Consider the following 20,207-nt stretch of genomic DNA (forward strand, 5'->3'; position numbering starts at 1 on the left):
ACTCATGCGGGTTACCCAAGGCTGCTTCTCGTTCCTGCCCGATCTCACCGACGAGCAGATCGCTGCGCAGGTGCAATACTGCCTCGACAAGGGTTGGGCGGTGAACATCGAGTTCACCGACGATCCGCATCCCCGCAACACCTATTGGGACATGTGGGGCCTGCCGATGTTCGACCTGCGCGATGCGGCGGGCATCATGAAGGAGCTCGCCGACTGCCGACGGGTCTATGGCGACCGCTATATCCGGATCTCCGGCTTTGATTCCAGCCCGGGCTGGGAGTCGGTTCGCATCTCCTTCATCGTCAACCGGCCGCAGGAGGAGCCAGGCTTCCGGCTCGACCGCCAGGAGGCGGCCGGACGCAATCTGCGTTATGCGACCCATTCCTATGCAGCGGGCCGCCCCGAAGGCGAACGCTACACCGATCATTGACCGCGTCCGGCTTGCAAACCAGGCGGGTTGCTCCCTCGACCGTCCTGGTCCGGATGCACTTCTCCGTCGTCGCCGCCGCGGCGACGGAGCTTTTCCAGGCGAGAGGACAATGACGCAAGCGCAAGAACAGATCAGCGAACAAATCCGCGAGACCCCGCTCGAGACCATCGACCTTCGCCATGAATTCGCCGACCTCGGCGTCGGCGACGTGCTCGACCAGCTCGATTCCGAATTGATCGGCCTGAAGCCGGTGAAGACCCGCATCCGCGAGATCGCCTCGCTGCTGCTGGTCGAACGCATCAGGCAGAAGATGGCGCTGGCGACGACGTTTCCGACCCTGCACATGTCGTTCACCGGCAACCCCGGCACCGGCAAGACCACGGTCGCGCTGCGGATGGCCGGCATCCTGCACAAGCTCGGCTTCGTGCGCCGCGGCCACGTCATCAGCGTCACGCGCGACGACCTCGTCGGCCAATATATCGGCCACACCGCGCCGAAGACGAAAGAGATATTGAAGAAGGCGATGGGCGGCGTGCTGTTCATCGACGAGGCCTATTACCTCTATCGCCCGGAAAATGAGCGCGACTACGGGCAGGAGGCGATCGAGATCCTGCTCCAGGTGATGGAGCAGCAGCGCGAGGATCTGGTGGTGATATTGGCCGGCTATGGCGACCGCATGGAGAAATTCTTCCAGAGCAATCCAGGCTTCCGCTCCCGCATCGCGCATCATATCGATTTCCCGGACTATTCGGACGGCGAGTTGCTCTGGATCGCCGAGCTGATGTTGCAGCAGCAGAATTATCGGTTCTCTCCGGAAGCCCGCGAGGCCTTCATCCGTTACATCGCCGTGCGCAAAGAACAGCCGCTGTTCTCCAATGCACGCTCGATCCGCAATGCGCTCGATCGCATCCGGCTGCGCCAGGCCAACCGGATCGTGGCGAAGCTCGACCGCACGCTCACCGCCGACGACGTGATGTCGATCGAGGTCGGCGACGTGCTCGCTAGCCGGGTGTTCGTCAAAGGCGCCGGTGCGCCGGGCGAGGGACGATGAACGAGGCGCTCGCCGTGATCCGGTCCGCCGGGATGCGCGACATCATCGTGAGCGCCCGCGCCCTGATCTTCGATGTCGACGGCACGCTCGCCGAAACCGAGGAGGTGCACCGCCGCGCCTTCAATGAAGCCTTTGCCGAAGCCGGCCTCGATTGGTTCTGGGACCAGGTCACTTATGCGCGGCTGCTTCGGGTGGCCGGAGGCAAGGAGCGCATCCGCGCCTTCGACCAGCGCAACGCGGTCCCAATGCTGACATTCGCCGAGATCGCCGACCTGCACAGGATCAAGACCGCGCGCTACGCCGCGCTGATTGCCTCGGGCGGTTGCCCATTGCGGCCGGGTGTCAGGGCCTGGCTCGCCGGCGCGCGCAGCCGCGGCCAGCGCCTGGCGATCGCAACGACCACCTCGCACGGCAATATCGATGCGCTGCTTTCGGTTTCGCTGGGGCTGGACTGGGCCGATCAGTTCGAGGCGATCGTTGCCGGCGACGACGTGCCGCGGAAGAAGCCGGCGCCTGACGTCTACACCGAGGTCCTGACCCGGCTCGGGCTCGGGCCAGCAGATTGCGTCGCAATCGAGGATTCCGGCAACGGCCTCGCCGCCGCGGCGCGCGCCGGCATCCCCGTGGTCATCACCCGCAGCACCTATTTCAGCGACGACGATTTCACCGAGGCATTGCTGGTTGTTGACGATCTCTCTGACATCGACGCCTGAAGATCGCTGCCGCCGGCCGGCAGCTCAGGCCAATTTATTCAGATGATGAAATAAATGGCGCTTGCATCCATAGCAGGGTGAAGGCACAATCCGGCCAAAGGTTACCAGAAGCGGTGCTGCACCACCTGGGAGGCGATGGGACTTGCCAGCGATTCCGGACAGTACCCCTGCGACCCTCCGCGTCGATCAATTTCTTCGGATAATTAAATAAATGGCCAGTCGGCGCTTGCGTCCACATTGCAGCGGCAACATCAACCAAAGGGTGCAGAAAACGGCAGCGCACCGCCAGACGTCCTGTCGGACGCTGGCACTCGCCAACGATTCCGGGAGACCGGCGCCTCATGATCCTCCACGTCATTCCTGCGCCTCGTTCGTCCAACGACATGGCTCGCGGCTGAACCCGGCATTGCGGGATCGACATGACCGACCATGCGTAGCGAGCATTGGCGCTGTTGACGGGTACGATCGACATTCCGCAATTTCGGTTCGTGACGGTCCCGGCGCCGATCCGACATCGCCGTAGAATCTGAGGCCGGCCCACGAGCGATCGCCGTCGATTGACGCTGTCCACGGCAACTGGAATCCCAACTCAAAAAAGCAAGGGAGTGAAGCATGTTCAAATTGAAGACCACCTTGTTCGCGCTTGCGCTGGCCGGCCTTGCCGCGACGGTGTCGGATCGCGACGCCATGGCCCAGAGCAAGCCGACGATCGGCATCGCGATGCCGACCAAGTCCTCGGCGCGCTGGATCGACGACGGCAACAACATGGTCAAGGTGCTGAAGGAGCGCGGCTACGGCACCGATCTGCAATATGCCGAAGACGACATTCCGAACCAGCTCTCCCAGGTCGAGAACATGGTGACCAAGGGCGCCAAGGTGCTGGTCATCGCGGCCATCGACGGCACCACCTTGTCCGATGTCCTGAAGCAGGCCAAGGCCCAGGGCATCACGGTGATCGCCTATGACCGCCTGATCCGCGGCACCCCCAGCGTCGACTATTACGCGACCTTCGACAATTTCCAGGTCGGTGTGCTGCAGGCCCAGTCGATCGAGAACGCGCTCGGGCTCAAGGAGGGCAAGGGGCCCTTCAACATCGAGCTGTTCGGCGGCTCGCCCGACGACAACAACGCGTACTTCTTCTACGACGGCGCGATGTCGGTGTTGAAGCCCTATATCGACAGCGGCAAGCTCGTGGTCGGCAGCGGCCAGACGGGCATGAACAAGGTTGCGACGCTGCGCTGGGACGGTGCGACAGCGCAGGCGCGGATGGACAACCTGCTCAGTGCGTTCTACGGCAAGAAGCGCGTCGACGCGGTGCTGTCGCCCTATGACGGCCTGTCGATCGGCATCATCTCCTCGCTGAAGAGCGTCGGCTACGGCAGCAAGGACCAGCCGATGCCGTACATCAGCGGGCAGGATGCCGAAGTCCCCTCGATCAAGGCGATGCTGCGCGGCGAGCAATATTCGACCATCTTCAAGGACACCCGCGACCTCGCCAAGGTCACCGCCGACATGGTCGACGCTGTGCTGAGCAAGAAGGAGGTCAGCGTCAACGACACCACCTACAACAACGGGGTCAAGGTGGTTCCGTCCTATCTCCTCAAGCCGGTCGTGGTGGATAAGACCAATTGGGAGAAAGTCCTGATTGACAGCGGCTATTACAAGCGCTCGCAATTCGACTAGAGCGCTTTCGAGCGAAGCGGGTACCGGTTCGCGTGAGGAAAACGCGTCAAAACTAGAATCTGGAGCCCCGTTCCGATTTAATCGGAACGGAATAGGCTTCAGGGCGGATCGCCGGGCAAGCGGCGGCGAGCCGGGCCGGGGGGCGATTGACGCTGCAGGACATGATCCGATGACGGCAATGCTTGAGATGCGCGGCGTCAGCAAGAGCTTTGCCGGCGTGCAGGCGTTGCGCGACGTCAGCTTCACCGTCGAGGCCGGGCTGATCCATGCGCTGGTCGGCGAAAACGGCGCCGGCAAGTCGACCTTGATGAAGGTCTTGAGCGGAGTCTATCCGGCCGGCAGCTACGATGGATCGATCGTGTTCGACGGCGAGGAGCGGCGCTTCCGCGACATCAACGACAGCGAGGCGCTCGGGATCATCATCATCCATCAGGAGCTGGCGCTGATCCCGCTGATGTCGATTGCCGAGAACATCTTTCTGTCGCATCCGCCGTCGCGGTTCGGCGTCATCGACCGCAACGCGGTGCATCGGCGGACCGCCGAACTGTTGGCGCAGGTCGGCTTGCGGGAGCCGCCGGACACGCTGATCACCGACCTCGGCGTCGGCAAGCAGCAGCTCGTGGAGATCGCCAAGGCCCTGTCCAAGCGGGTGCGCCTCCTGATCCTCGACGAGCCGACCGCCAGTCTCAACGAGGCCGACAGCGCCGCCTTGCTCGAGCGTCTCCTGGCCTTCCGCGAGCAGGGCATCGCCTCGATCCTGATCTCGCACAAGCTGAACGAGGTTGCGCGGGTCGCCGACCGCATCACGGTGCTGCGCGACGGCCGCACCGTCGACAGCATCGACTGCCGCACCGAGCGCATCGAGGAGGACCGCATCATCCGCAGCATGGTCGACCGCGATCTGGCGCATCGTTTTCCCGAGCGGAAGGCGGAGATCGGCGAACCCGTGATGACGGTGGAGAACTGGTCAGTGTATCACCCGCTGCATACCGAGCGGCAGGTGATCAAGAACGTCGACTTCACACTGCGCCGCGGCGAGGTAGTCGGTATCGCCGGCCTGATGGGCGCCGGCCGCACCGAGTTCGCCATGAGCCTGTTCGGCCGCGCCTGGGGCACCAACGTCTCCGGCAAGGTCCGCCTCGATGGACGCGAGGCCGATCTGTCCAGCGTGCCGGCCGCGATCGATGCCGGCATCGCCTATGTCACCGAAGACCGCAAGCAGCTCGGGCTGATCCTTGCCGCCGACGTCCGCAAGAACGTGACGGTGGCGAGCCTGCGCCAGGTGTCGGATCGCGGCGTGATCGACGATGTCGCCGAGCTGAAGGCCGCGAGCGACTACCGCACCCGGATGCGGATCCGCTGCTCCGACGTCTACCAGGCGACCGGCGACCTCTCGGGCGGCAACCAGCAGAAGGTCGTGCTGTCGAAATGGCTGATGACCGATCCGAGGGTGCTGCTGCTGGACGAGCCGACGCGCGGGATCGACGTCGGCGCGAAATACGAGATCTACTCCATTATCAACGAGCTGGCGGAGGCCGGCAGGGGCGTCGTGGTGATCTCCTCGGAGATGCCCGAGCTGCTCGGCATCTGCGACCGGATCTGCGTGATGAATGACGGCGCCTTCGTCGGCGAGTTCGCAGGCCACGATGCGACGCAGGAGAAGATCATGCGCGCCATCATGCGCAATGACAGAATGTCCGGACGCGGCGCCGACGAAAGGGCGGCACGCGCCGGAGGAGGGGCACCATGACCGACAAGACGGTATCACTTCCCGAGGCCCCCAGGCATTCCGGCTTCATCAAGAACAATCTGCGCAACTACGGCATGCTGCTGTCGCTGCTCGCGATCATGCTGTTCTTCGAGATCGTGACCGACGGCACGCTGTTGCAGCCGCTCAACCTCACCAATCTCGTGCTGCAGAACAGCTACATCGTCATCATGGCGCTCGGCATGCTGCTGGTGATCGTCACCGGGCATATCGATCTTTCGGTCGGCTCGGTCGCGGGCTTCGTCGGCGCCGTCGCGGCGGTGCTGATGGTGCGCTACCATGTCAGCTACCCGATCGCCTTCGTCGCCTGCCTCCTGGTCGGCGCCGCGATCGGCGCGGCCCAGGGCTACTGGGTGGCCTATTTCGGCATTCCGTCCTTCATCGTGACGCTGGCGGGCATGCTGGTGTTCAAGGGCCTCGCGCTTGCGGTCCTGCAGGGCCAGTCGGTCGGGCCGTTCCCGCCGACCTTCCAGAAGCTGTCGTCGGGCTTCATCCCCGAGCTGTTCCCGAGCGCCGGCACGCTCTATCCGACGTCGCTCGCGATCGGCATCGTCCTGGCGTTTGTCCTGGTGCTGGCGACCGCCAGGAGCCGGGCGCGCGAGCAGGCGCACGGCATCGCCGTCGAGCCCTATGCGTTCTTTATCGTCAAGAGCATCGCGCTGGCGGGCGCGGTGCTCTACTTCACCTATCTGATCGCCTCGCATCGCGGCCTGCCCAACGTGCTCGTCATCATGACCGTCCTGATCGCGCTCTATGGCTTCGTCACGCGGCGGACGGTGATCGGGCGGCAGATCTACGCGGTGGGCGGCAACGCCAAGGCGGCGAAACTGTCGGGCGTCAAGACCGAACGGCTCACCTTCTTCACCTTCGTCAACATGGGCGTGCTGGCCGCGCTCGCCGGGCTGGTGTTCGCAGCCCGGCTCAACACCGCGACGCCGAAGGCCGGCCTCGGCTTCGAGCTCGATGTGATCGCCGCCTGCTTCATCGGCGGTGCGTCGGCCTATGGCGGCGTCGGCCGGGTCGGTGGCGCGGTGGTCGGTGCCATGATCATGGGCGTGATGAACAACGGCATGTCGATCCTCGGTATCGGCATCGATTATCAGCAGGTGATCAAGGGCCTCGTCCTGCTGGGCGCCGTCTGCATCGATGTCTACAACCAGCGCCGCTGACCCGCCACGCAGTCGCAATTCCACGATAGGATGCCGGCGCAACGCAGGAGAATGCCGCGTGAAACTGTCCCATGCCGACGCGCTTGATATCGGAGCCATCCTTGCCGAAGTCGGCCGCAGCGAGATCATGCCGCGGTTCCGCCGCGTGCGGGAGATCGAGGTCCGCACCAAGACGTCGGCATTCGACGTCGTCACCGAAGCCGATGAGCTTGCCGAGCAGGCGATATCGGCGGCGCTGCTGCGGGCGTTTCCGAATGCGGTTGTGATCGGCGAGGAGGGCACCGCGCGTGATCCGGCCGCGCTCGATCAGGTCGGAACCGCGGAGCTTGCCTTCATCATCGATCCGATCGACGGCACGCGGAACTTCACCTCGAGCTTGCCGCTGTTCGGCACCATGGTGGCGGCCACCATGCGCGGCGAGATCGTGCTCGGCGCGATCCATGATCCGGTCAGCAACGACACCGCATTCGCGCTGCGCGGCGAGGGCGCCTGGCTCGCGATGCCGGACGGCCGGCGGCATGACCTGAAAGTGGCTCCCGCCGTGCCGGTCAAGCAGATGGATGCGATCGTCGGCGTCAATTTCCTGCCCGAGCCGCTACGCACAATTGTCGCCGGCAATCTTTCCAGGCTCGGCGGCAGCGCCTGGCTCAGATGCGCCGCGCATGAATATCGCATGGCGGCGTCCGGACATTGCCACCTGCTGTTCTACAACAAGCTGATGCCGTGGGATCATGCCGCGGGCTGGCTGTTGCATCGCGAGGCCGGCGGCTACAGCGCGCATTTCGACGGATCACCCTACCGGCCGGTCAATCTGACCGGCGGCTTGCTGTGCGCACCCGATGAGGCGAGCTGGCACGCGGCGCGAGAGGCGATCCTGATGCCTAGCAGCACAACGTGCGGTTGGTCGCGTTGCGGCGGTTATGAGCCACATTGGTTTTCGGATTCAACTGTCAAACAGCTTGTTCGGTGTCGTCCCTGCGAAAGCAGGGACCCATACCCCGCGGCGGGTGTTGGGAACGGGACTCGTCGTCCCAGCATCGTTCAACAATCAGCATTTGTGGTTATGGGTCCCTGCTTTCGCAGGGACGACACCCAATATGGGTCGTCGTTTGTGGGTCATACCTTCGCTTAGGGCGTCAGGCCTGCACGATTTCGCCGTCCGCCTCGCGTCTTCGCAAAGGGACTTGCCACGTCGGGCAAATCAGTGATTGGCGATTTCGGCCGGAGCATCCCGGAGTGGCAGATGCCTGATGCGGCGCACGACAAGGATGGCAACTGTCGCAGCGGCGATCGGTGCCAGTTGCAGGCCGTTGGCGCCCGCAGGCACCATGGCGAATGGCGTCAAATAAAGCGCCGCGACGGCGATGCGTTCATAGGGCAGCCAACCCTGCGCAAGCGCCTGCGCGATCGGCCACGCGCCCGGGATCGCCAGGATCACGACCTCATAGTTGCCGAGCGATGGTACGCACAGGCCGGTCATCGCCACCATCAGCGCGATCTCGGCGGCGCCGCCGGGACGTTTTCGCAGCACCAGGATCAGGACGGCGATCGCGATCGCGGCCGCGGTCACCTGGACGAGCCAGGCCGTGCTGCTGGATCCGCCGGCCAGCCTGACCGCGGCATAGGGGCTGGCGAACTTCTCGAAACCGGGTCCGCCGCCGAGGCTCCAGGCGCTTGCCTCCGGCAGAACGGCAACAAACTTGATCCACGGGTCGATCCCGAAGAAGGCGGTGGCCGCCAGCACAAGCACGAGCGTCGTTGCGGCCGCAGCAGCCAGCGCGCGCCAGCGCCGCGTCAGGATCAGCACCAGCGGCGCAAGCAGGGCGATCTGCGGCTTGTAGCTGAAGCACCCGAGCAGCGCGCCGGCGATCACCGGGTAGCGGTCCAGCGTGGCGGCCGATCCGCCGAGCAGAGCCGCCGAGAACAGCGAATTCTGTCCGAATAGCGCGCACACCCACACGGCGGGAAAGGCGAGCGCTGGAACGACGGAGCCGCGCTCGAGCATGGCTCTCACCGCGGCTGCATAGGCGGCGCCGGTCGCGAAGATCCAGACGACGGCCGCCGTTGCAAAGGGAACCAGTGCAAAGGGCAGCCAGAACAACAGCGACGTCGGCGGGTAGAAGAACGGTGCGTAGGTGTTCTGACCGAGCACGGCGGCTACGGCGGCGCGGCCTGCGTCGCCATAGGCGTCGCCGGCGCGGCCTTCGAGCGCGAGCTTCGCCGCGGTCCAGAACGCCGCGAAATCATGGCCGACTTCCATTGTCGGCGCGGCCCATGGGATGATCGCGATGCAGGCGATGAACAGGACGAGAAATACGCGGGTGAAGGCGGTGACACGGTCAGCCGTGAGCCAGTCGGCCTCACGCAGCGCGGAGACCAGCACGCCCGCGCCGGACTGCCGTGAATGCGCGATTGCCACCGGCGGCTGACCTGTGGACGTATTCGAGGTTCGGCTGATGGTCACGCGCGGCATCACAGCGTCACGACCTGCGTCATCCGCTGCGAGGTGACGCGCGGCGTCATCAGCGAAGGCCAGCCTGTGTCCCTCGAGGTCCGACTTCTGCGACATCGGCCGCTTCATCCCATTCGCGTCGTGCACGCGCAACATTTGGATCAAATCGTCTAAGGTTGCGTAAACCCGATCGTTGCAATTGGCCGCGGCGCAATCGGAACCGATGATCGACATTGCCCCTTGTCCGCGGCCTGTCACGCCGGGCATGGTAAATGAACCCGCAACGCCGGCGGCAGCGTGCGGGGTTGGATGCGGAGCCCGACGGTCAAGGTTCATCGCGAATGGCGGTATTGCAGCAGTTCGGCCACGACATCTGGATTGCCGGGGGACCGAACCTTGCGGTCGCCGGGTTTCACTATCCGACCCGGATGGCCATCGTCAGGCTGGCGGACGGTGCCCTTTTCATCTGGTCGCCGGTCCGGTTGACCGAGCAAATGCAGGCCGGCGTCGACGCACTCGGCCAGGTCAGGCACATCGTGGCGCCCAACTCGCTGCATCATTTGTTCCTCGCCGAGTGGAAGCACATGGCACGCCAGTCGAAAAGGATGCGCCGGCATTCCTGCGCCGCGCCTTCGCGTGGCTCTCGGCGTGATGATTTCATCGCGGATGTGGCGTCGTTGCGGATCAACCGCCTGAACGGAAATGCCGCGGCGAATGCCGTGTTTCGCGCCGGATCAGCCGGCGGAGGGTCGAGGGCTCGGCATATCCAACCTTGCCCGCGATCTCTTCGACCGACAGGCGCGTGGTCTCGAGCAACGACCGAGCCGTCTCGATCCTGATGCGTTGCACGAATTGAATGGGCGACACGCCGCAGATCGCCTCGAGCCGTCTGGCAAATGTCCGCGGCGTCAGCGCGACGGCAGCGGCAACGTCCCCGATCGTGAAGTCGCGCGCGATGTTGCTGCGCACCCATTTCTCGGCCCGGGCGATCTTGAGGTCCTGGCTGGCAAGATAATTGATTGCCATGAACGGCGCCTGCGAATGCCGCTCGCCAAGCAGCAGGTAATTGGCGCAGCCCTTGGCTAGCGCCGGGCTGCCGAGACGCGTGATCACCGCAAGCATCAGGTCCATCTGCGCCATCGCCGCGCCGGCGGTTGCGATCGGCCAGTCGGCGACCACCATCCGCTCCGTCATCAGCTCGACATTTGGATAGCGTTGCCGAAACAGCGGCGCGAACCACCATGTCGTGGTCGCTCGCTTGCCGTCGAGCAGGCCGGTCTCCGCGAGCAGGAAGCTGCTGGCGCAGGACGCGGCGAGCATCGCGCCGCTCGCGAACGCCGTGACCAGCATGTCGCGGGCGTGCCGACACGCCGGTGTCGCCAGCTTCCGCTCCAGTGCATCGGCCGACGCCGAGCCGAGCCCCGGAACGATGACAAGGTCGGCGCCGCGCAATCGGGCGGCGCGCCGCCTCGGCCCATAACGCAGCGTCGTCACCTCGAAGGGCGCGCGCTTCGACGTACTGATCCGGTTGGCGGTGGCCAGCACGTCGTGGGTGATGGCGGCCGCTGACGCGAGGCAGCCGTCGATCTCGACAACCGCAATCCTGGTCATGTCATAAAATCCGCGATCAATGTCATTTTTGACACTAGCTGCCGGGCCGGAAAATCGCAACTCTGACGCCGAGACGCTGCCGATCTCGATCAGGAGGACCGCCGATGCCGAACCGGCCGATGACCCAGGACGATCCGCTCGAGGATTTCGAGCGCCGCCAGATCACCCTTGATGGTGCCGGCAAGACCGTCCATGTTGGCGGCGGCGGTCCTGCGGTGATCGTGATGGCGGAGATGCCGGGTATCAGCCCGCATGTGGCGCGCTTCGCCCGCTGGGTTCGCGATGCCGGATTCACCGTCTATATGCCATCGCTGTTCGGCCGTGACGGCGCTATTGCGAGCGCAGAGGAGGGCGCCGCGGTGTTTCAGCGCGCCTGCGTCAGCGCCGAGTTTCGCGCGATGGCCGCAAACCAGTCCAGTCCCGTGACGCAATGGCTGCGCGCGCTGGCGCGATTTGCCCATGACGAATGCGGCGGTCCCGGTGTCGGGGCCATCGGGATGTGCTTTACCGGCAATTTCGCGCTCACCATGATGCTGGAGCCGTCGATGCTGGCGCCGGTGCTTTCGCAGCCGTCATTGCCATTGAACGATCCGGCGAGCATCGAGATCGCGCCGGAAGAGGTCAGGGCGGTGCGCGAGCGGTTGGAGCGCGAAGACCTGACCGTGCTGGCCTATCGCTTTGAGGGCGACAAGTTCTGCATGGCGCAGCGCTTTGCGGCCTATCGCGAGGCGCTCGGCGACCGCTTCATCGGGCGAGTGCTTCCCGACAGCGCGGCGAACCGCGATGTGCCGCCGTTCTTCCGGAATTTCGTCACGACACCGCACAGCGTCGTGACTGTGCATCTGATCGACGAGGCCGGCCAGCCGACCATCGTGGCCCGCGATGAGATCCTGGCGTTTTTCAGGCAGCGGCTGTCACCCGCGAGCGGATGAGTTCGGCTGGTCGAAATAGGCGAATGCGGCGCTCGTCAGGCTGCCCAGCAGGGACCAGAACACCAGACTGGTCAGCGTGACGGCGACCATGAACTGATGCGACAGCGACGAAGGCACGTTGGTCTCGACGTGCTCCAGCTCGGGCGCGCCGATCAGATGCGGCAGCATGATCAGGACCACGCCGGCAATGGCGGCCGGCATCGAGCGCCGGAACACGATCAGCCCGAGGCCGGCTGCGGTCGCCAGCACCGCCGTCACCCACCAGATCTGGCGCGAGAGCAATGGAGCGGTGGGGACCCCCGGCAATTCAGGCGGCAGTCCAAGGCCCGGAGCAATGGTGAAGACGGCGAAACCGGCGAGGCCCCACATCAAGCCTTCATGCCACGAGATCCGCTCGCCGGTCGCGCCGCTGCGAACCGCGAGGAAGCCGCAGAGCAGAAGCGCAAAACCGATCGCGGTCAGGATGTTTGCCCCCGCGGTATAGACGTTGCGTTCCAAACCGTCGCGGGGCTCCCAGGCCTCCGCGCCATGATCATGATCCGCATGATCATGGACGAGGATCACCTGCGGTGGCGCGGCGGCGTCATGCTTGTGCGTGGCCGCCTTCTCGTAGACCTCGGCCCTGAGGATCAGGGGAACGGTGCCGAACTGCTGGACCGCCGTGACGATCAGGCCGACGATGAATCCGGCAATGACCGACGAGAAGACGATCGAGCGAAACGTGCTCATGCCAACGAGATCAGTGGCAGGGGAAGGCGTTGGAATGGCGCACGTCATGCGCGGCGTTGTGGATCACGTCGATGTGCGAGAAGCCGACCACGCCGACGATGAACAGGCCGAGCGTCATGGCCATCAACGACTGTACAAGCCGTCCGACCTGTCGGGTAGCGATCGGCAGATGCGTGACCTGAGCTTGAGTAACCTGGGTTTGCGCGGTCTGGGACTGGCTCATGGTCGTTCTCCACATTCGATTTGATCGGCTTCTAGCAGCTTTCGGGTGATGTCGCGACTGGTAAGATGCAAATTTGTTCCAAGAGGAATGCGCTTGCGCTCGATCTTGGCGCGTGCGGCTGCCTTGAAGGCTGGTTCAAACCGCCTGAAATGGGCGAGACATGCGTCCACCGTCGGATCGGTGCCCAGCAGCGTGCGAAAGGCGCCCCGATGCACCGCGCAGATAGCGCGGTGCTCCGGCACGGGAAAGACCAGCGAGGCGATGTCGGCGCGCCAGTGCGCGTCACAGCTCAAGGTGCCGTCGCCGGCAGGGGCTCGGTCAGCGTCGGATGGTGAATTCATCCGGACCTCGCCGCGATTCCCATTTGGCCTGTTCGAGCTCCGGGCGGTCGCACTCGGTCTGCGGGTAACCGATGCAGAGATAGCCGATAAATTTCCAGGAGTGCGGGATTTCCAGAACGCCATGAATGCGTTCTGGATTGAGGATCGATACCCAGCCGATGCCGATGCCTTCGGCGCGCGCGGCAAGCCACATCGAGCAGATCGCGGCCACCACGGAATATTCCGACGTCTCCGGCATCGTCGCGCGGCCGAGACCGGCGCCGATCCGGTCGGTCTTCTCGGCAAACACGGCGAGATGTCCCGGCGCCTCCTCGAGGCCCGATAATTTCAACGCGGCATATTTTGTGGCGCGCTCGCCCGAATAGGACCGCAGCGCATCGGCATTGCAGGCCTTGAAGTCGTCGATGACAGCGCGGCGGCGTGTCTCGTCGTCGACAATGACGAACCGCCAGGGCTGGCTCAGGCCGACCGAAGGCGACAGGCAGGCGATCTCGATCAGCCGCTCGATCGTGCCATCCGGCAGCGGATCGGTTCGGAACCGCCGCACGTCGCGCCGCCACACGAACAGTTCGTGCAGTTGCCGGCGAAACGTATCGTCGAATGAGACCATTGCGGGGCCTTTGGCAGGATCGATCTCGGACTTCATTTAAGCTTCATCGGCAGGCCCGCAACGACGAACTCGACCTCGTCTGCGATGCCGGCGATGGTCTGGTTCATGATTCCTGCGGCGTCGCGGAACGTCCGCGACAATGCGTTGTCCGGCACGATGCCGAGACCGACTTCGTTGGTGACCAGCACGATCGGGCCGTGCTGGCGCGACAGCGCATCCGCCAGCCGCGTCACTTCCTGCGACCAGTCGCGCCCGGCATGCAGCAGATTGGATAGCCAGAGCGTCAGGCAATCGACCAGCCTTGCACCAGCGCCATCGGTCCCGGACAGCGCTTCAACCAGATCGAGCGGCACCTCGCGCTCGATCCAGTCGCCGCCGCGCCGCGCGCGATGTTTGGCGATCCGCTCATCCATTTCCGCGTCGAGCGCCTCGGCGGTCGCGATATAGACCGGCTGTCCCGGAAAGCTGCGCGCACGAAGTTCGGCGCGCCGGCTTTTGCCGGACCGCGCTCCCCCCGTGATCAGAATGACGGCCATATCATCTCCTGTGCGACCGGTACGCACGTCGTTCACAAACGCTCTAACCACCAATCGCGGAGAAAGACAAAGCCGAAATCCGTCACGGAGGGCTTGCACTCGGCCGATGTCTTGCGCATCAGGGGGACCGCGGCGCGGAGAGGATTATCGTGGGTTTTGCGGGAGCGATGGCGGTGGCGATGGCGGTGGATGCCCTGATCGGCTGGCCGGCGTGGCTGTTTGCCCGCATCGGCCATCCCGTGACCTGGCTCGGCCGGCTGATCAATCTTGTCGATAGCGCCTGGAACCGCGCCTCCGACCCGCCGGCGTTTCGTCGCGTGGCTGGCATTGCGGCTGCGATCCTGGTGATCGCGCTGGTGATTGCGCTCGGTTGGGCCGTTCAGTCCGCGCTCGCATCCGGATGGGTTCGCATTGTCCTTGTCGGCGTCCTGGCATGGCCGCTGGTTGCCGTGCGCTCGCTGCATGACCATGTCGCCGCGGTGGCAAGTCCCTTGGTATCCGGCGACATCACGGCCGCACGTTCGGCGGTCGCGCAGATTGTCGGGCGAGATCCGGCAACGCTCGACGATTTCGGCATCGCGCGCGCCACCATCGAGAGCCTCGCCGAGAATGCATCCGACGGCATCGTGGCGCCGGTGTTCTGGGGCGCGCTGTTCGGCCTGCCGGGAATCCTTGGCTACAAGGCGATCAACACGCTGGACTCCATGATCGGCCACCGCACCGAGCGGCACGAAGCCTTTGGCTGGGCAGCCGCCCGGATCGACGATCTCGCCAATCTCATTCCGGCGCGGTTGACGGGTGTTCTGTTCGTGCTGCTCGCGCCGAACCGTTCGCAGGCGTGGTCATGCATGTTGCGCGATGCGCGCCGGCATCGCTCGCCGAATGCCGGCTGGCCGGAAGCTGCGATGGCCGGCGCGCTCGGCGTGCGGCTCAGCGGTCCCCGCATCTATCACGGGCACGTCGCCGATGAGCCCTGGCTGAACGAGGGGGCGCGCGATCCGGCTGCCGCTGACGTCCTCACCGGGTTGAAACTCTATCGCTACGCCATGGTGCTGTTGGCTGCGGCGTTTGTCGCCCTGGCGCTGGCGTGAAGGAGCGGCGCATGCGTGAGCACGGCGGGAACCTTGATGTCGCCCGGCAGCGCTTCGGCGGCGCCGCGGACGACTGGATCGACCTGTCGACCGGGATCAATCGGGTGCCGTATCCCTTGGTCGATGTCGAGCCGCGGCAATGGAGCGCGTTGCCGTCGCGATCCGATCTTGAATCGCTGCACGACGCTGCGCGGCAGGCCTATGTCACCAAGGCGCCGATCGTGGCGATGGGTGGTGCGCAGGCCGCGATTCAGTTGCTGCCGCATCTGGCGCTCAAGGGGCGGGCGCGGATTCTGGCGCCGACCTACAATGAATATGCCGCGGTGTTGTCGGCCGCCGGCTGGGACGTCGCCGAGGTGTCCGATCTCGCCGCGCTGGCGGGAGCGGACATCGCCGTCGTCGTCAATCCGAACAATCCCGACGGACGACGCCATGACCGGCGCGAGTTGCTGGCACTGCTGCCGCGCGTTGGCCGGCTCGTCATCGACGAGAGTTTTGCGGACGCCGTTCCTGACCTGTCCCTTGCACCGGAAGCAGGACACGCGGGGCTCCTGATCCTGCGCTCCTTCGGAAAGTTTTACGGACTTGCCGGCTTGCGCCTCGGCTTCGCGATCGGCAGCGAGGCGGACGTCGCCGCGCTTGCGGCGAGGGCGGGCCCATGGCCGGTTTCGGGAGCAGCAATCGCGATCGGGCGGCGCGCGTTGCTCGATCACGACTGGGCCAAGGCCACGGCCGCGCGGCTCGCGGACGACTGCGTCAGGCTCGATGCAATAGCGCGATCGCAGGGTTGGACGCTGCTCGGTGGCACGTTGCTGTTCCGGCTCTACCAGACGGGCGATGCATTGGCTGCGCAGGAGAAACTTGCCCGTGCGCAGATCTGGTCGCGGGTCTTCCAGCAGAAACCGGGATGGCTGCGCCTCGGCTTGCCGGGCAGTGAGCCCGAGTGGTCGCGCCTTTCCGCCGTGTTGTCGCGCTGATTGCGACGGCGCTGCGCTCCCTCTCCCCGTTCTTACGGGGAGAGGGCTGGGGTGAGGGGCCGCATCCGCATATTCGGCGACAGCTGCGGTTGCGGAGACTCCCCCTCACCCGGAACGCATCTAGCGATGCGTTCCGACCTCTCCCCGCTTGCGCAGGGGTGTCCGGGGAAATTCAGGCATAGCGGAGCTCCATCTGGTCAGGTGAGATGGTTGATTTCCGACGGCTGGGGTTGATGGGCGGAGGTTTGTCGATGGCAGCGAGGGATCGACGCGTGAGCAGGAGCTGGCCGACGAGTTCGGCGAACCTGAGCGGGAGCATTTTGATGCAGTTGGTGTGAGCGGCGATGCGCAGCAGCAGGTAGGCAATCATCGCAGCGAGCACCTGAAGGCGGATCGCGTTGTCGTTGGCGCCGAGGAACTTGCGAATATCGAGATGCTGCTTGATCCAGCGGAACAGCAGCTCGATTTGCCATCGGCTCTTGTAGAGGGCGGCGATCTCGACGGCGCTACGGGCAAGGTCGTTGGTCAGGAGTGTGATCTTGCCGCCTTTCTCGCGTCTGATCTTGATGCGGCGGAGCGGGATTGGAAGGCGCGAATCGCCCTTGCTGGTGAGCTTCACCTCGTCATCGGCAAGGATTTCGAAGCCATCCCCGTTACGCTTGCGGATGGCGCGATGCCTGAGCGAGCGAAGACGGATGCTCGTCTTCGCCCGGGTAACGAAGAAAGCCTTGCTATCATTGATCTTCTGCCACCAGTCGAAACGGCAATAGCCCTTGTCAAACACATAGGTGGTGGCGGGCTGGATTGGGGTCTGTCGGCCGATCTCGATGTCATTGACGTTCGCGGCCGTCATCTCGACGCAGGTCGGGACATCGCTCCTTGGGTCGTAGACGACATGCAGCTTCATGCCGCGGATGCGGCCGTTCCACGTCGCCCAACTGCAGACCTTGCCGAGCGGGATCGGACTGGCGTCGATCAGACGCACCATCTCCATGCCTTCACTCCGCAGCTGGCGACGCGCCATCGCCGACAGCGCCGCAAAGGTTTGCGCGAAAATGCCGATCGGACGGCGGGCATTGGCATCGGACAACGTCGAGCGCAACAGCTTGCCGGTTCCCAAGTGATAGTGATGCTGCGAATTGGCGTTGAAGCCAGTCACCACCCCGCGCAGACTGCTGTTGCCGCTAAGCTGGGCATAGATCAGCGTCACCAGATGATCCCAGCTCCTGAACGACTTGTCGTAGGCATCCCCGTCCAGACGATCCACAACCGTCTGAAACTGCCGTCGATTGATCGGTTCAAGCAGCCTTCCAAAAATGCTACCGCGATATCGCATGCTCGGCCCTCTGTGTCTCGACAACCAGAAAAGACCGATTTGCCTCGGTCCTGCCGAGCATGCACCGCGACACAGTGAATCATTCCCCGGACACCCCTGCCGCACGCGGGGCGAGGTGAGAAGGAATCATCTCGCTTTAACGCGCCAGCGCGAGCAGGCCTTCGACATCGAGATGGGTCTCGATGTGCTCGGCAAGCGCGTCGAGCGCGCTCTCGACCCTGGCGCCGTAGGGCTGATCAGCCGCCGCGATGTCGAGTTGCGCGAGGAAAGCCTTGCGAAATTCGTCCGAGGCGAACAGGCCGTGCAGATAGCTGCCGTGAGCGCGCCCATCTGCGGAAACCGCGCCCTCAGCCGTACCGTCGAATGATGCAAAAGGCCGCGCGCGATCCGGGCCGTCGGTGCGCCCGATATGGATTTCATAGGCGTTGATCGGCTGGCTGGTCGCAGCATGCACCGCGCTGACGCGCGTCAGCGTCTTGTGTTCGGTCATGGTGGTCGTGACATCGAGCAGCCCGAGGCCGCGTGTTTCGCCGGCGGGCCCCTCGATCCCTTCAGGGTCGGCGACGCTGTGTCCAAGCATCTGGTATCCGCCGCACAGGCCGAGGACATGGCCGCCGCGGCGATGATGCGCGAGGAGGTCGATGTCCCAGCCCTGCGCGCGCAGGAAGGCGAGATCGCCGCGGGTCGATTTCGAGCCGGGCAGGATGACGAGCTTCGCATCACCCGGGATGGCTTCGCCCGGACGTACCATCACGAGATCGACGCCGGGCTCGAGCTTCAGGGGATCGAGGTCGTCGAAATTGGCGATCCGCGACAACGCAAGGAATGCGATCTTGTGCTGGCCGGGCTTGCGCGCCTCGCCGAGCCCGAGCGCATCTTCGGCCGGAAGCTCGCCGGCGCGGACGAACCAGGGCAGCACGCCAAATCCGCGCCAGACGGTGCGCTCTTCGATCAAGCGATAGCCGTCATCGAACAATGTCGGATCGCCGCGGAATTTGTTGATGACAAAGCCCTGGATCATCGCCGCATCGTCAGGGTCGATCACCGTCTTGATGCCGACGAGCTGCGCGATCACGCCGCCGCGGTCGATGTCGCCGACCAGCACCACTGGCACGTCGGCTTTGCGCGCAAAACCCATATTGGCGATATCGGACTTGCGTAAGTTAACCTCGGCGGGACTGCCGGCGCCCTCGACCAGCACCAGATCGGCGCGCTGCTTCAGGCGCGCAAAACTCTCCAGCACCGCGCCCATCAGCGATGGTTTCATGCCGGCATATTCGCGCGCGCGTGCGGTGGCGATCCGTTTGCCGTGCACGATGACCTGGGCGCCGACATCGGTCTCGGGCTTCAGCAGCACCGGGTTCATGTCGGTGTGCGGCTCGACGCCGGCGGCGAGCGCCTGCAACGCCTGTGCGCGGCCGATCTCGCCGCCATCGACGGTCACCGCGGCGTTGTTCGACATGTTCTGCGGCTTGAACGGCAGCACGCGCAGGCCGCGCCGTCTCGCGGCGCGGGCGAGGCCGGCGACGATGAGCGATTTGCCCACGTCCGAGCCGGCTCCCTGGATCATCAATGCGCGCGCCATCGTGATGCCCGTCAGAACTCGACGCCCGGCTGGGCCTTGATGCCGGAGCGGAACGGATGCTTTACCAGCGTCATCTCGGTGACGAGATCGGCAATCTCGATCAGCTCCTCCTTGGCGTTGCGCCCGGTGAGCACGACATGGGTCATCGGCGGCTTCGACGTGGTCAGGAAGTCGACGACATCGGCGATCGCAAGGTAATCGTAGCGTAGCGCGATGTTGATCTCGTCGAGCACGACCATGCGCAGGCTCGGGTCTGCGATCAGCTGCTTGGCCTTTTTCCAGCCGGCTTGCGCTGCCGCGATGTCGCGGGCGCGATCCTGCGTCTCCCAGGTAAAGCCTTCGCCCATTGCGTGGAATTGACAGAGATCGCCGAAATGCCCGGTGAGCAGGCGGCGCTCGCCGGTATCCCAGGCGCCCTTGATGAACTGCACCACGGCGCAGGGAAAGCCGTGCGCCACACAGCGCACGATCATGCCGAACGCGGAGGACGATTTTCCTTTGCCGGCGCCGGTATGAACGATGATCAGGCCCTTTTCACCGCTCTTGGTCGCCATGATGCGGTCGCGGGCGGCCTTCTTTTTCGCCATCTTGTCCGCGTGGCGCGCATCCGGCGAAAGATCGGTGCCGACGGCGCCGTCTTCAGCGCCCTTTCCATCAGAAGTCATCACATTCCTTCGGCTTGACAAGTGCGAGGCTTGGACGAATGGTGGTCCTGCGTTGGTTCCTGTCCTACGACAGGCGAAGAGGGAATGCGATAGGGCTCCGCTAAATCGGGCCCGAAGCGCAGCCGCCCCCGCGACCGTGACCGGAGAGATGCCCAAGCCACTGATTCCATACGGAGTCGGGAAGGTGGGCATCGAAGGGTAAAACCTGCTCCGCAAGCCGGGAGACCTGCCAACGCAGCATGTTGTGAAACCGGCGGACGGGGTGTTCCGCGACGGGGAACGAACCTGTCCAAAATCGGTTCGTG

At 64.7% G+C, this 20,207-nt stretch carries 21 protein-coding genes and 1 riboswitch; of the genes, 10 read left to right on the plus strand and 11 right to left on the minus strand.

The features are described 5' to 3' along the window. Positions 1-4: 4 nt before the first annotated feature. From ACVMDN_RS10970 to ACVMDN_RS11000, 7 genes are all read left to right on the plus strand, one after another. Positions 5-430, plus strand: coding sequence for a ribulose bisphosphate carboxylase small subunit (locus ACVMDN_RS10970; protein ID WP_076833455.1), 426 nt, complete (start codon positions 5-7; stop codon positions 428-430). A 109-nt stretch (positions 431-539) separates the two neighbouring features. Then, positions 540-1,481, plus strand: coding sequence for a CbbX protein (cbbX, locus tag ACVMDN_RS10975; RefSeq protein ID WP_456835235.1), 942 nt, complete (start codon positions 540-542; stop codon positions 1,479-1,481). After that, positions 1,478-2,194: an HAD family hydrolase gene (locus tag ACVMDN_RS10980; RefSeq protein WP_456835234.1), complete on the plus strand. Its 717-nt coding sequence runs from the start codon at positions 1,478-1,480 to the stop codon at positions 2,192-2,194. Before cbbX ends, ACVMDN_RS10980 begins: the two co-directional genes overlap by 4 nt. Positions 2,195-2,806: 612 nt before the next feature. Further along, a complete protein-coding gene (gene chvE, locus ACVMDN_RS10985; RefSeq protein ID WP_456835233.1) occupies positions 2,807-3,877 on the plus strand; it encodes a multiple monosaccharide ABC transporter substrate-binding protein in 1,071 nt (356 codons plus the stop codon). A gap of 169 nt (positions 3,878-4,046) precedes the next feature. After that, a complete protein-coding gene (gene mmsA / locus ACVMDN_RS10990; protein WP_456835232.1) occupies positions 4,047-5,627 on the plus strand; it encodes a multiple monosaccharide ABC transporter ATP-binding protein in 1,581 nt (526 codons plus the stop codon). Continuing rightward, entirely contained in the window at positions 5,624-6,814 is a 1,191-nt protein-coding gene (gene mmsB, locus ACVMDN_RS10995) for a multiple monosaccharide ABC transporter permease (RefSeq protein ID WP_168857111.1), read from the plus strand. Before mmsA ends, mmsB begins: the two co-directional genes overlap by 4 nt. Before the next feature lie 58 nt (positions 6,815-6,872). Continuing rightward, positions 6,873-7,946: an inositol monophosphatase family protein gene (locus tag ACVMDN_RS11000; RefSeq protein WP_456835231.1), complete on the plus strand. Its 1,074-nt coding sequence runs from the start codon at positions 6,873-6,875 to the stop codon at positions 7,944-7,946. 69 nt (positions 7,947-8,015) lie between these two features. Here ACVMDN_RS11000 and ACVMDN_RS11005 read toward each other — a convergent pair whose 3' ends face one another. The 3 genes from ACVMDN_RS11005 to ACVMDN_RS11015 all read right to left on the minus strand — a co-directional run bounded on the left by ACVMDN_RS11005 (position 8,016) and on the right by ACVMDN_RS11015 (position 10,877). Continuing rightward, positions 8,016-9,383, minus strand: coding sequence for a glycosyltransferase family 87 protein (locus ACVMDN_RS11005; protein WP_456835230.1), 1,368 nt, complete (start codon positions 9,381-9,383; stop codon positions 8,016-8,018). Positions 9,384-9,598: 215 nt separating this feature from the next. Beyond that, positions 9,599-9,826 (minus strand): hypothetical protein, encoded by a 228-nt coding sequence (locus ACVMDN_RS11010; protein WP_156436101.1) that lies wholly within the window; start codon positions 9,824-9,826, stop codon positions 9,599-9,601. A 124-nt stretch (positions 9,827-9,950) separates the two neighbouring features. After that, a complete protein-coding gene (locus ACVMDN_RS11015) occupies positions 9,951-10,877 on the minus strand; it encodes a GlxA family transcriptional regulator (RefSeq protein ID WP_456835229.1) in 927 nt (308 codons plus the stop codon). A 104-nt stretch (positions 10,878-10,981) separates the two neighbouring features. Between ACVMDN_RS11015 and ACVMDN_RS11020 the strand changes: the two genes are divergently transcribed. Next, positions 10,982-11,809, plus strand: coding sequence for a dienelactone hydrolase family protein (locus ACVMDN_RS11020; RefSeq protein WP_456835228.1), 828 nt, complete (start codon positions 10,982-10,984; stop codon positions 11,807-11,809). On the opposite strand, the gene ACVMDN_RS11025 is transcribed toward ACVMDN_RS11020, so the two are convergent. From ACVMDN_RS11025 to cobU, 5 genes are read right to left on the minus strand one after another with little or no spacing between them, the layout of a single operon-like run. Next, a complete protein-coding gene (locus ACVMDN_RS11025; RefSeq protein WP_456835227.1) occupies positions 11,792-12,538 on the minus strand; it encodes a CbtA family protein in 747 nt (248 codons plus the stop codon). The two genes, ACVMDN_RS11020 and ACVMDN_RS11025, sit on opposite strands and share 18 nt — an antisense overlap. Before the next feature lie 10 nt (positions 12,539-12,548). Next, on the minus strand, positions 12,549-12,761 hold the full coding sequence (locus tag ACVMDN_RS11030; RefSeq protein WP_456784431.1) for a CbtB domain-containing protein: 213 nt from the start codon (positions 12,759-12,761) through the stop codon (positions 12,549-12,551). Then, positions 12,758-13,102: a hypothetical protein gene (locus ACVMDN_RS11035; protein WP_283062422.1), complete on the minus strand. Its 345-nt coding sequence runs from the start codon at positions 13,100-13,102 to the stop codon at positions 12,758-12,760. Before ACVMDN_RS11035 ends, ACVMDN_RS11030 begins: the two co-directional genes overlap by 4 nt. Beyond that, positions 13,080-13,712 carry a 5,6-dimethylbenzimidazole synthase gene (gene bluB, locus ACVMDN_RS11040; RefSeq protein ID WP_456835879.1) on the minus strand — a complete coding sequence of 211 codons (633 nt, stop codon included), beginning with the start codon at positions 13,710-13,712 and terminating at the stop codon, positions 13,080-13,082. Before bluB ends, ACVMDN_RS11035 begins: the two co-directional genes overlap by 23 nt. 32 nt (positions 13,713-13,744) lie before the next feature. Continuing rightward, positions 13,745-14,248 (minus strand): bifunctional adenosylcobinamide kinase/adenosylcobinamide-phosphate guanylyltransferase, encoded by a 504-nt coding sequence (gene cobU, locus ACVMDN_RS11045; protein ID WP_456835226.1) that lies wholly within the window; start codon positions 14,246-14,248, stop codon positions 13,745-13,747. A gap of 149 nt (positions 14,249-14,397) precedes the next feature. On the opposite strand from cobU, the gene cbiB reads away from it, so the two are divergent. Beyond that, complete coding sequence (gene cbiB, locus ACVMDN_RS11050) at positions 14,398-15,339, plus strand: adenosylcobinamide-phosphate synthase CbiB (protein ID WP_456835225.1); 942 nt, start codon at positions 14,398-14,400, stop codon at positions 15,337-15,339. Between the two features lie 11 nt (positions 15,340-15,350). Continuing rightward, the gene (cobD, locus tag ACVMDN_RS11055) at positions 15,351-16,316 is read left to right on the plus strand and encodes a threonine-phosphate decarboxylase CobD (protein ID WP_456835224.1); all 966 of its coding nucleotides are present in this window, start codon (positions 15,351-15,353) and stop codon (positions 16,314-16,316) included. 172 nt (positions 16,317-16,488) lie between these two features. Here the strand turns inward: cobD and ACVMDN_RS11060 are convergent, their stop codons facing one another. From ACVMDN_RS11060 to cobO, 3 genes are all read right to left on the minus strand, one after another. Further along, the gene (locus ACVMDN_RS11060; protein WP_456835223.1) at positions 16,489-17,652 is read right to left on the minus strand and encodes an IS4 family transposase; all 1,164 of its coding nucleotides are present in this window, start codon (positions 17,650-17,652) and stop codon (positions 16,489-16,491) included. Positions 17,653-17,788: 136 nt separating this feature from the next. Next, positions 17,789-19,237, minus strand: a complete 1,449-nt coding sequence (locus ACVMDN_RS11065) for a cobyric acid synthase (protein ID WP_456835222.1) — start codon at positions 19,235-19,237, stop codon at positions 17,789-17,791. Positions 19,238-19,248: 11 nt separating this feature from the next. Continuing rightward, entirely contained in the window at positions 19,249-19,902 is a 654-nt protein-coding gene (cobO, locus tag ACVMDN_RS11070) for a cob(I)yrinic acid a,c-diamide adenosyltransferase (RefSeq protein ID WP_456835221.1), read from the minus strand. Positions 19,903-19,938: 36 nt separating this feature from the next. Continuing rightward, positions 19,939-20,150, plus strand: a riboswitch (cobalamin riboswitch). The last annotated feature ends 57 nt before the right edge of the window (positions 20,151-20,207 follow it).

Source organism: Bradyrhizobium sp. USDA 4510, assembly GCF_054059095.1.

Coding starts and splice junctions, on each gene's coding strand:
- ACVMDN_RS11030 (WP_456784431.1), bottom strand. CDS start 12,761: ATGAGCCAGTCCCAGACCGCGCAAACCCAGGTTACTCAAGCTCAGGTC.
- cobO (WP_456835221.1), bottom strand. CDS start 19,902: ATGACTTCTGATGGAAAGGGCGCTGAAGACGGCGCCGTCGGCACCGAT.
- bluB (WP_456835879.1), bottom strand. CDS start 13,712: ATGGTCTCATTCGACGATACGTTTCGCCGGCAACTGCACGAACTGTTC.
- ACVMDN_RS11065 (WP_456835222.1), bottom strand. CDS start 19,237: ATGGCGCGCGCATTGATGATCCAGGGAGCCGGCTCGGACGTGGGCAAA.
- ACVMDN_RS11020 (WP_456835228.1), top strand. CDS start 10,982: ATGCCGAACCGGCCGATGACCCAGGACGATCCGCTCGAGGATTTCGAG.
- cobD (WP_456835224.1), top strand. CDS start 15,351: ATGCGTGAGCACGGCGGGAACCTTGATGTCGCCCGGCAGCGCTTCGGC.
- ACVMDN_RS10970 (WP_076833455.1), top strand. CDS start 5: ATGCGGGTTACCCAAGGCTGCTTCTCGTTCCTGCCCGATCTCACCGAC.
- mmsA (WP_456835232.1), top strand. CDS start 4,047: ATGACGGCAATGCTTGAGATGCGCGGCGTCAGCAAGAGCTTTGCCGGC.
- ACVMDN_RS11035 (WP_283062422.1), bottom strand. CDS start 13,102: ATGAATTCACCATCCGACGCTGACCGAGCCCCTGCCGGCGACGGCACC.
- ACVMDN_RS11005 (WP_456835230.1), bottom strand. CDS start 9,383: ATGTCGCAGAAGTCGGACCTCGAGGGACACAGGCTGGCCTTCGCTGAT.
- cobU (WP_456835226.1), bottom strand. CDS start 14,248: ATGGCCGTCATTCTGATCACGGGGGGAGCGCGGTCCGGCAAAAGCCGG.
- ACVMDN_RS11015 (WP_456835229.1), bottom strand. CDS start 10,877: ATGACCAGGATTGCGGTTGTCGAGATCGACGGCTGCCTCGCGTCAGCG.
- chvE (WP_456835233.1), top strand. CDS start 2,807: ATGTTCAAATTGAAGACCACCTTGTTCGCGCTTGCGCTGGCCGGCCTT.
- mmsB (WP_168857111.1), top strand. CDS start 5,624: ATGACCGACAAGACGGTATCACTTCCCGAGGCCCCCAGGCATTCCGGC.
- ACVMDN_RS11010 (WP_156436101.1), bottom strand. CDS start 9,826: ATGATGCAGCGAGTTGGGCGCCACGATGTGCCTGACCTGGCCGAGTGC.
- cbbX (WP_456835235.1), top strand. CDS start 540: ATGACGCAAGCGCAAGAACAGATCAGCGAACAAATCCGCGAGACCCCG.
- ACVMDN_RS11025 (WP_456835227.1), bottom strand. CDS start 12,538: ATGAGCACGTTTCGCTCGATCGTCTTCTCGTCGGTCATTGCCGGATTC.
- ACVMDN_RS10980 (WP_456835234.1), top strand. CDS start 1,478: ATGAACGAGGCGCTCGCCGTGATCCGGTCCGCCGGGATGCGCGACATC.
- ACVMDN_RS11060 (WP_456835223.1), bottom strand. CDS start 17,652: ATGCGATATCGCGGTAGCATTTTTGGAAGGCTGCTTGAACCGATCAAT.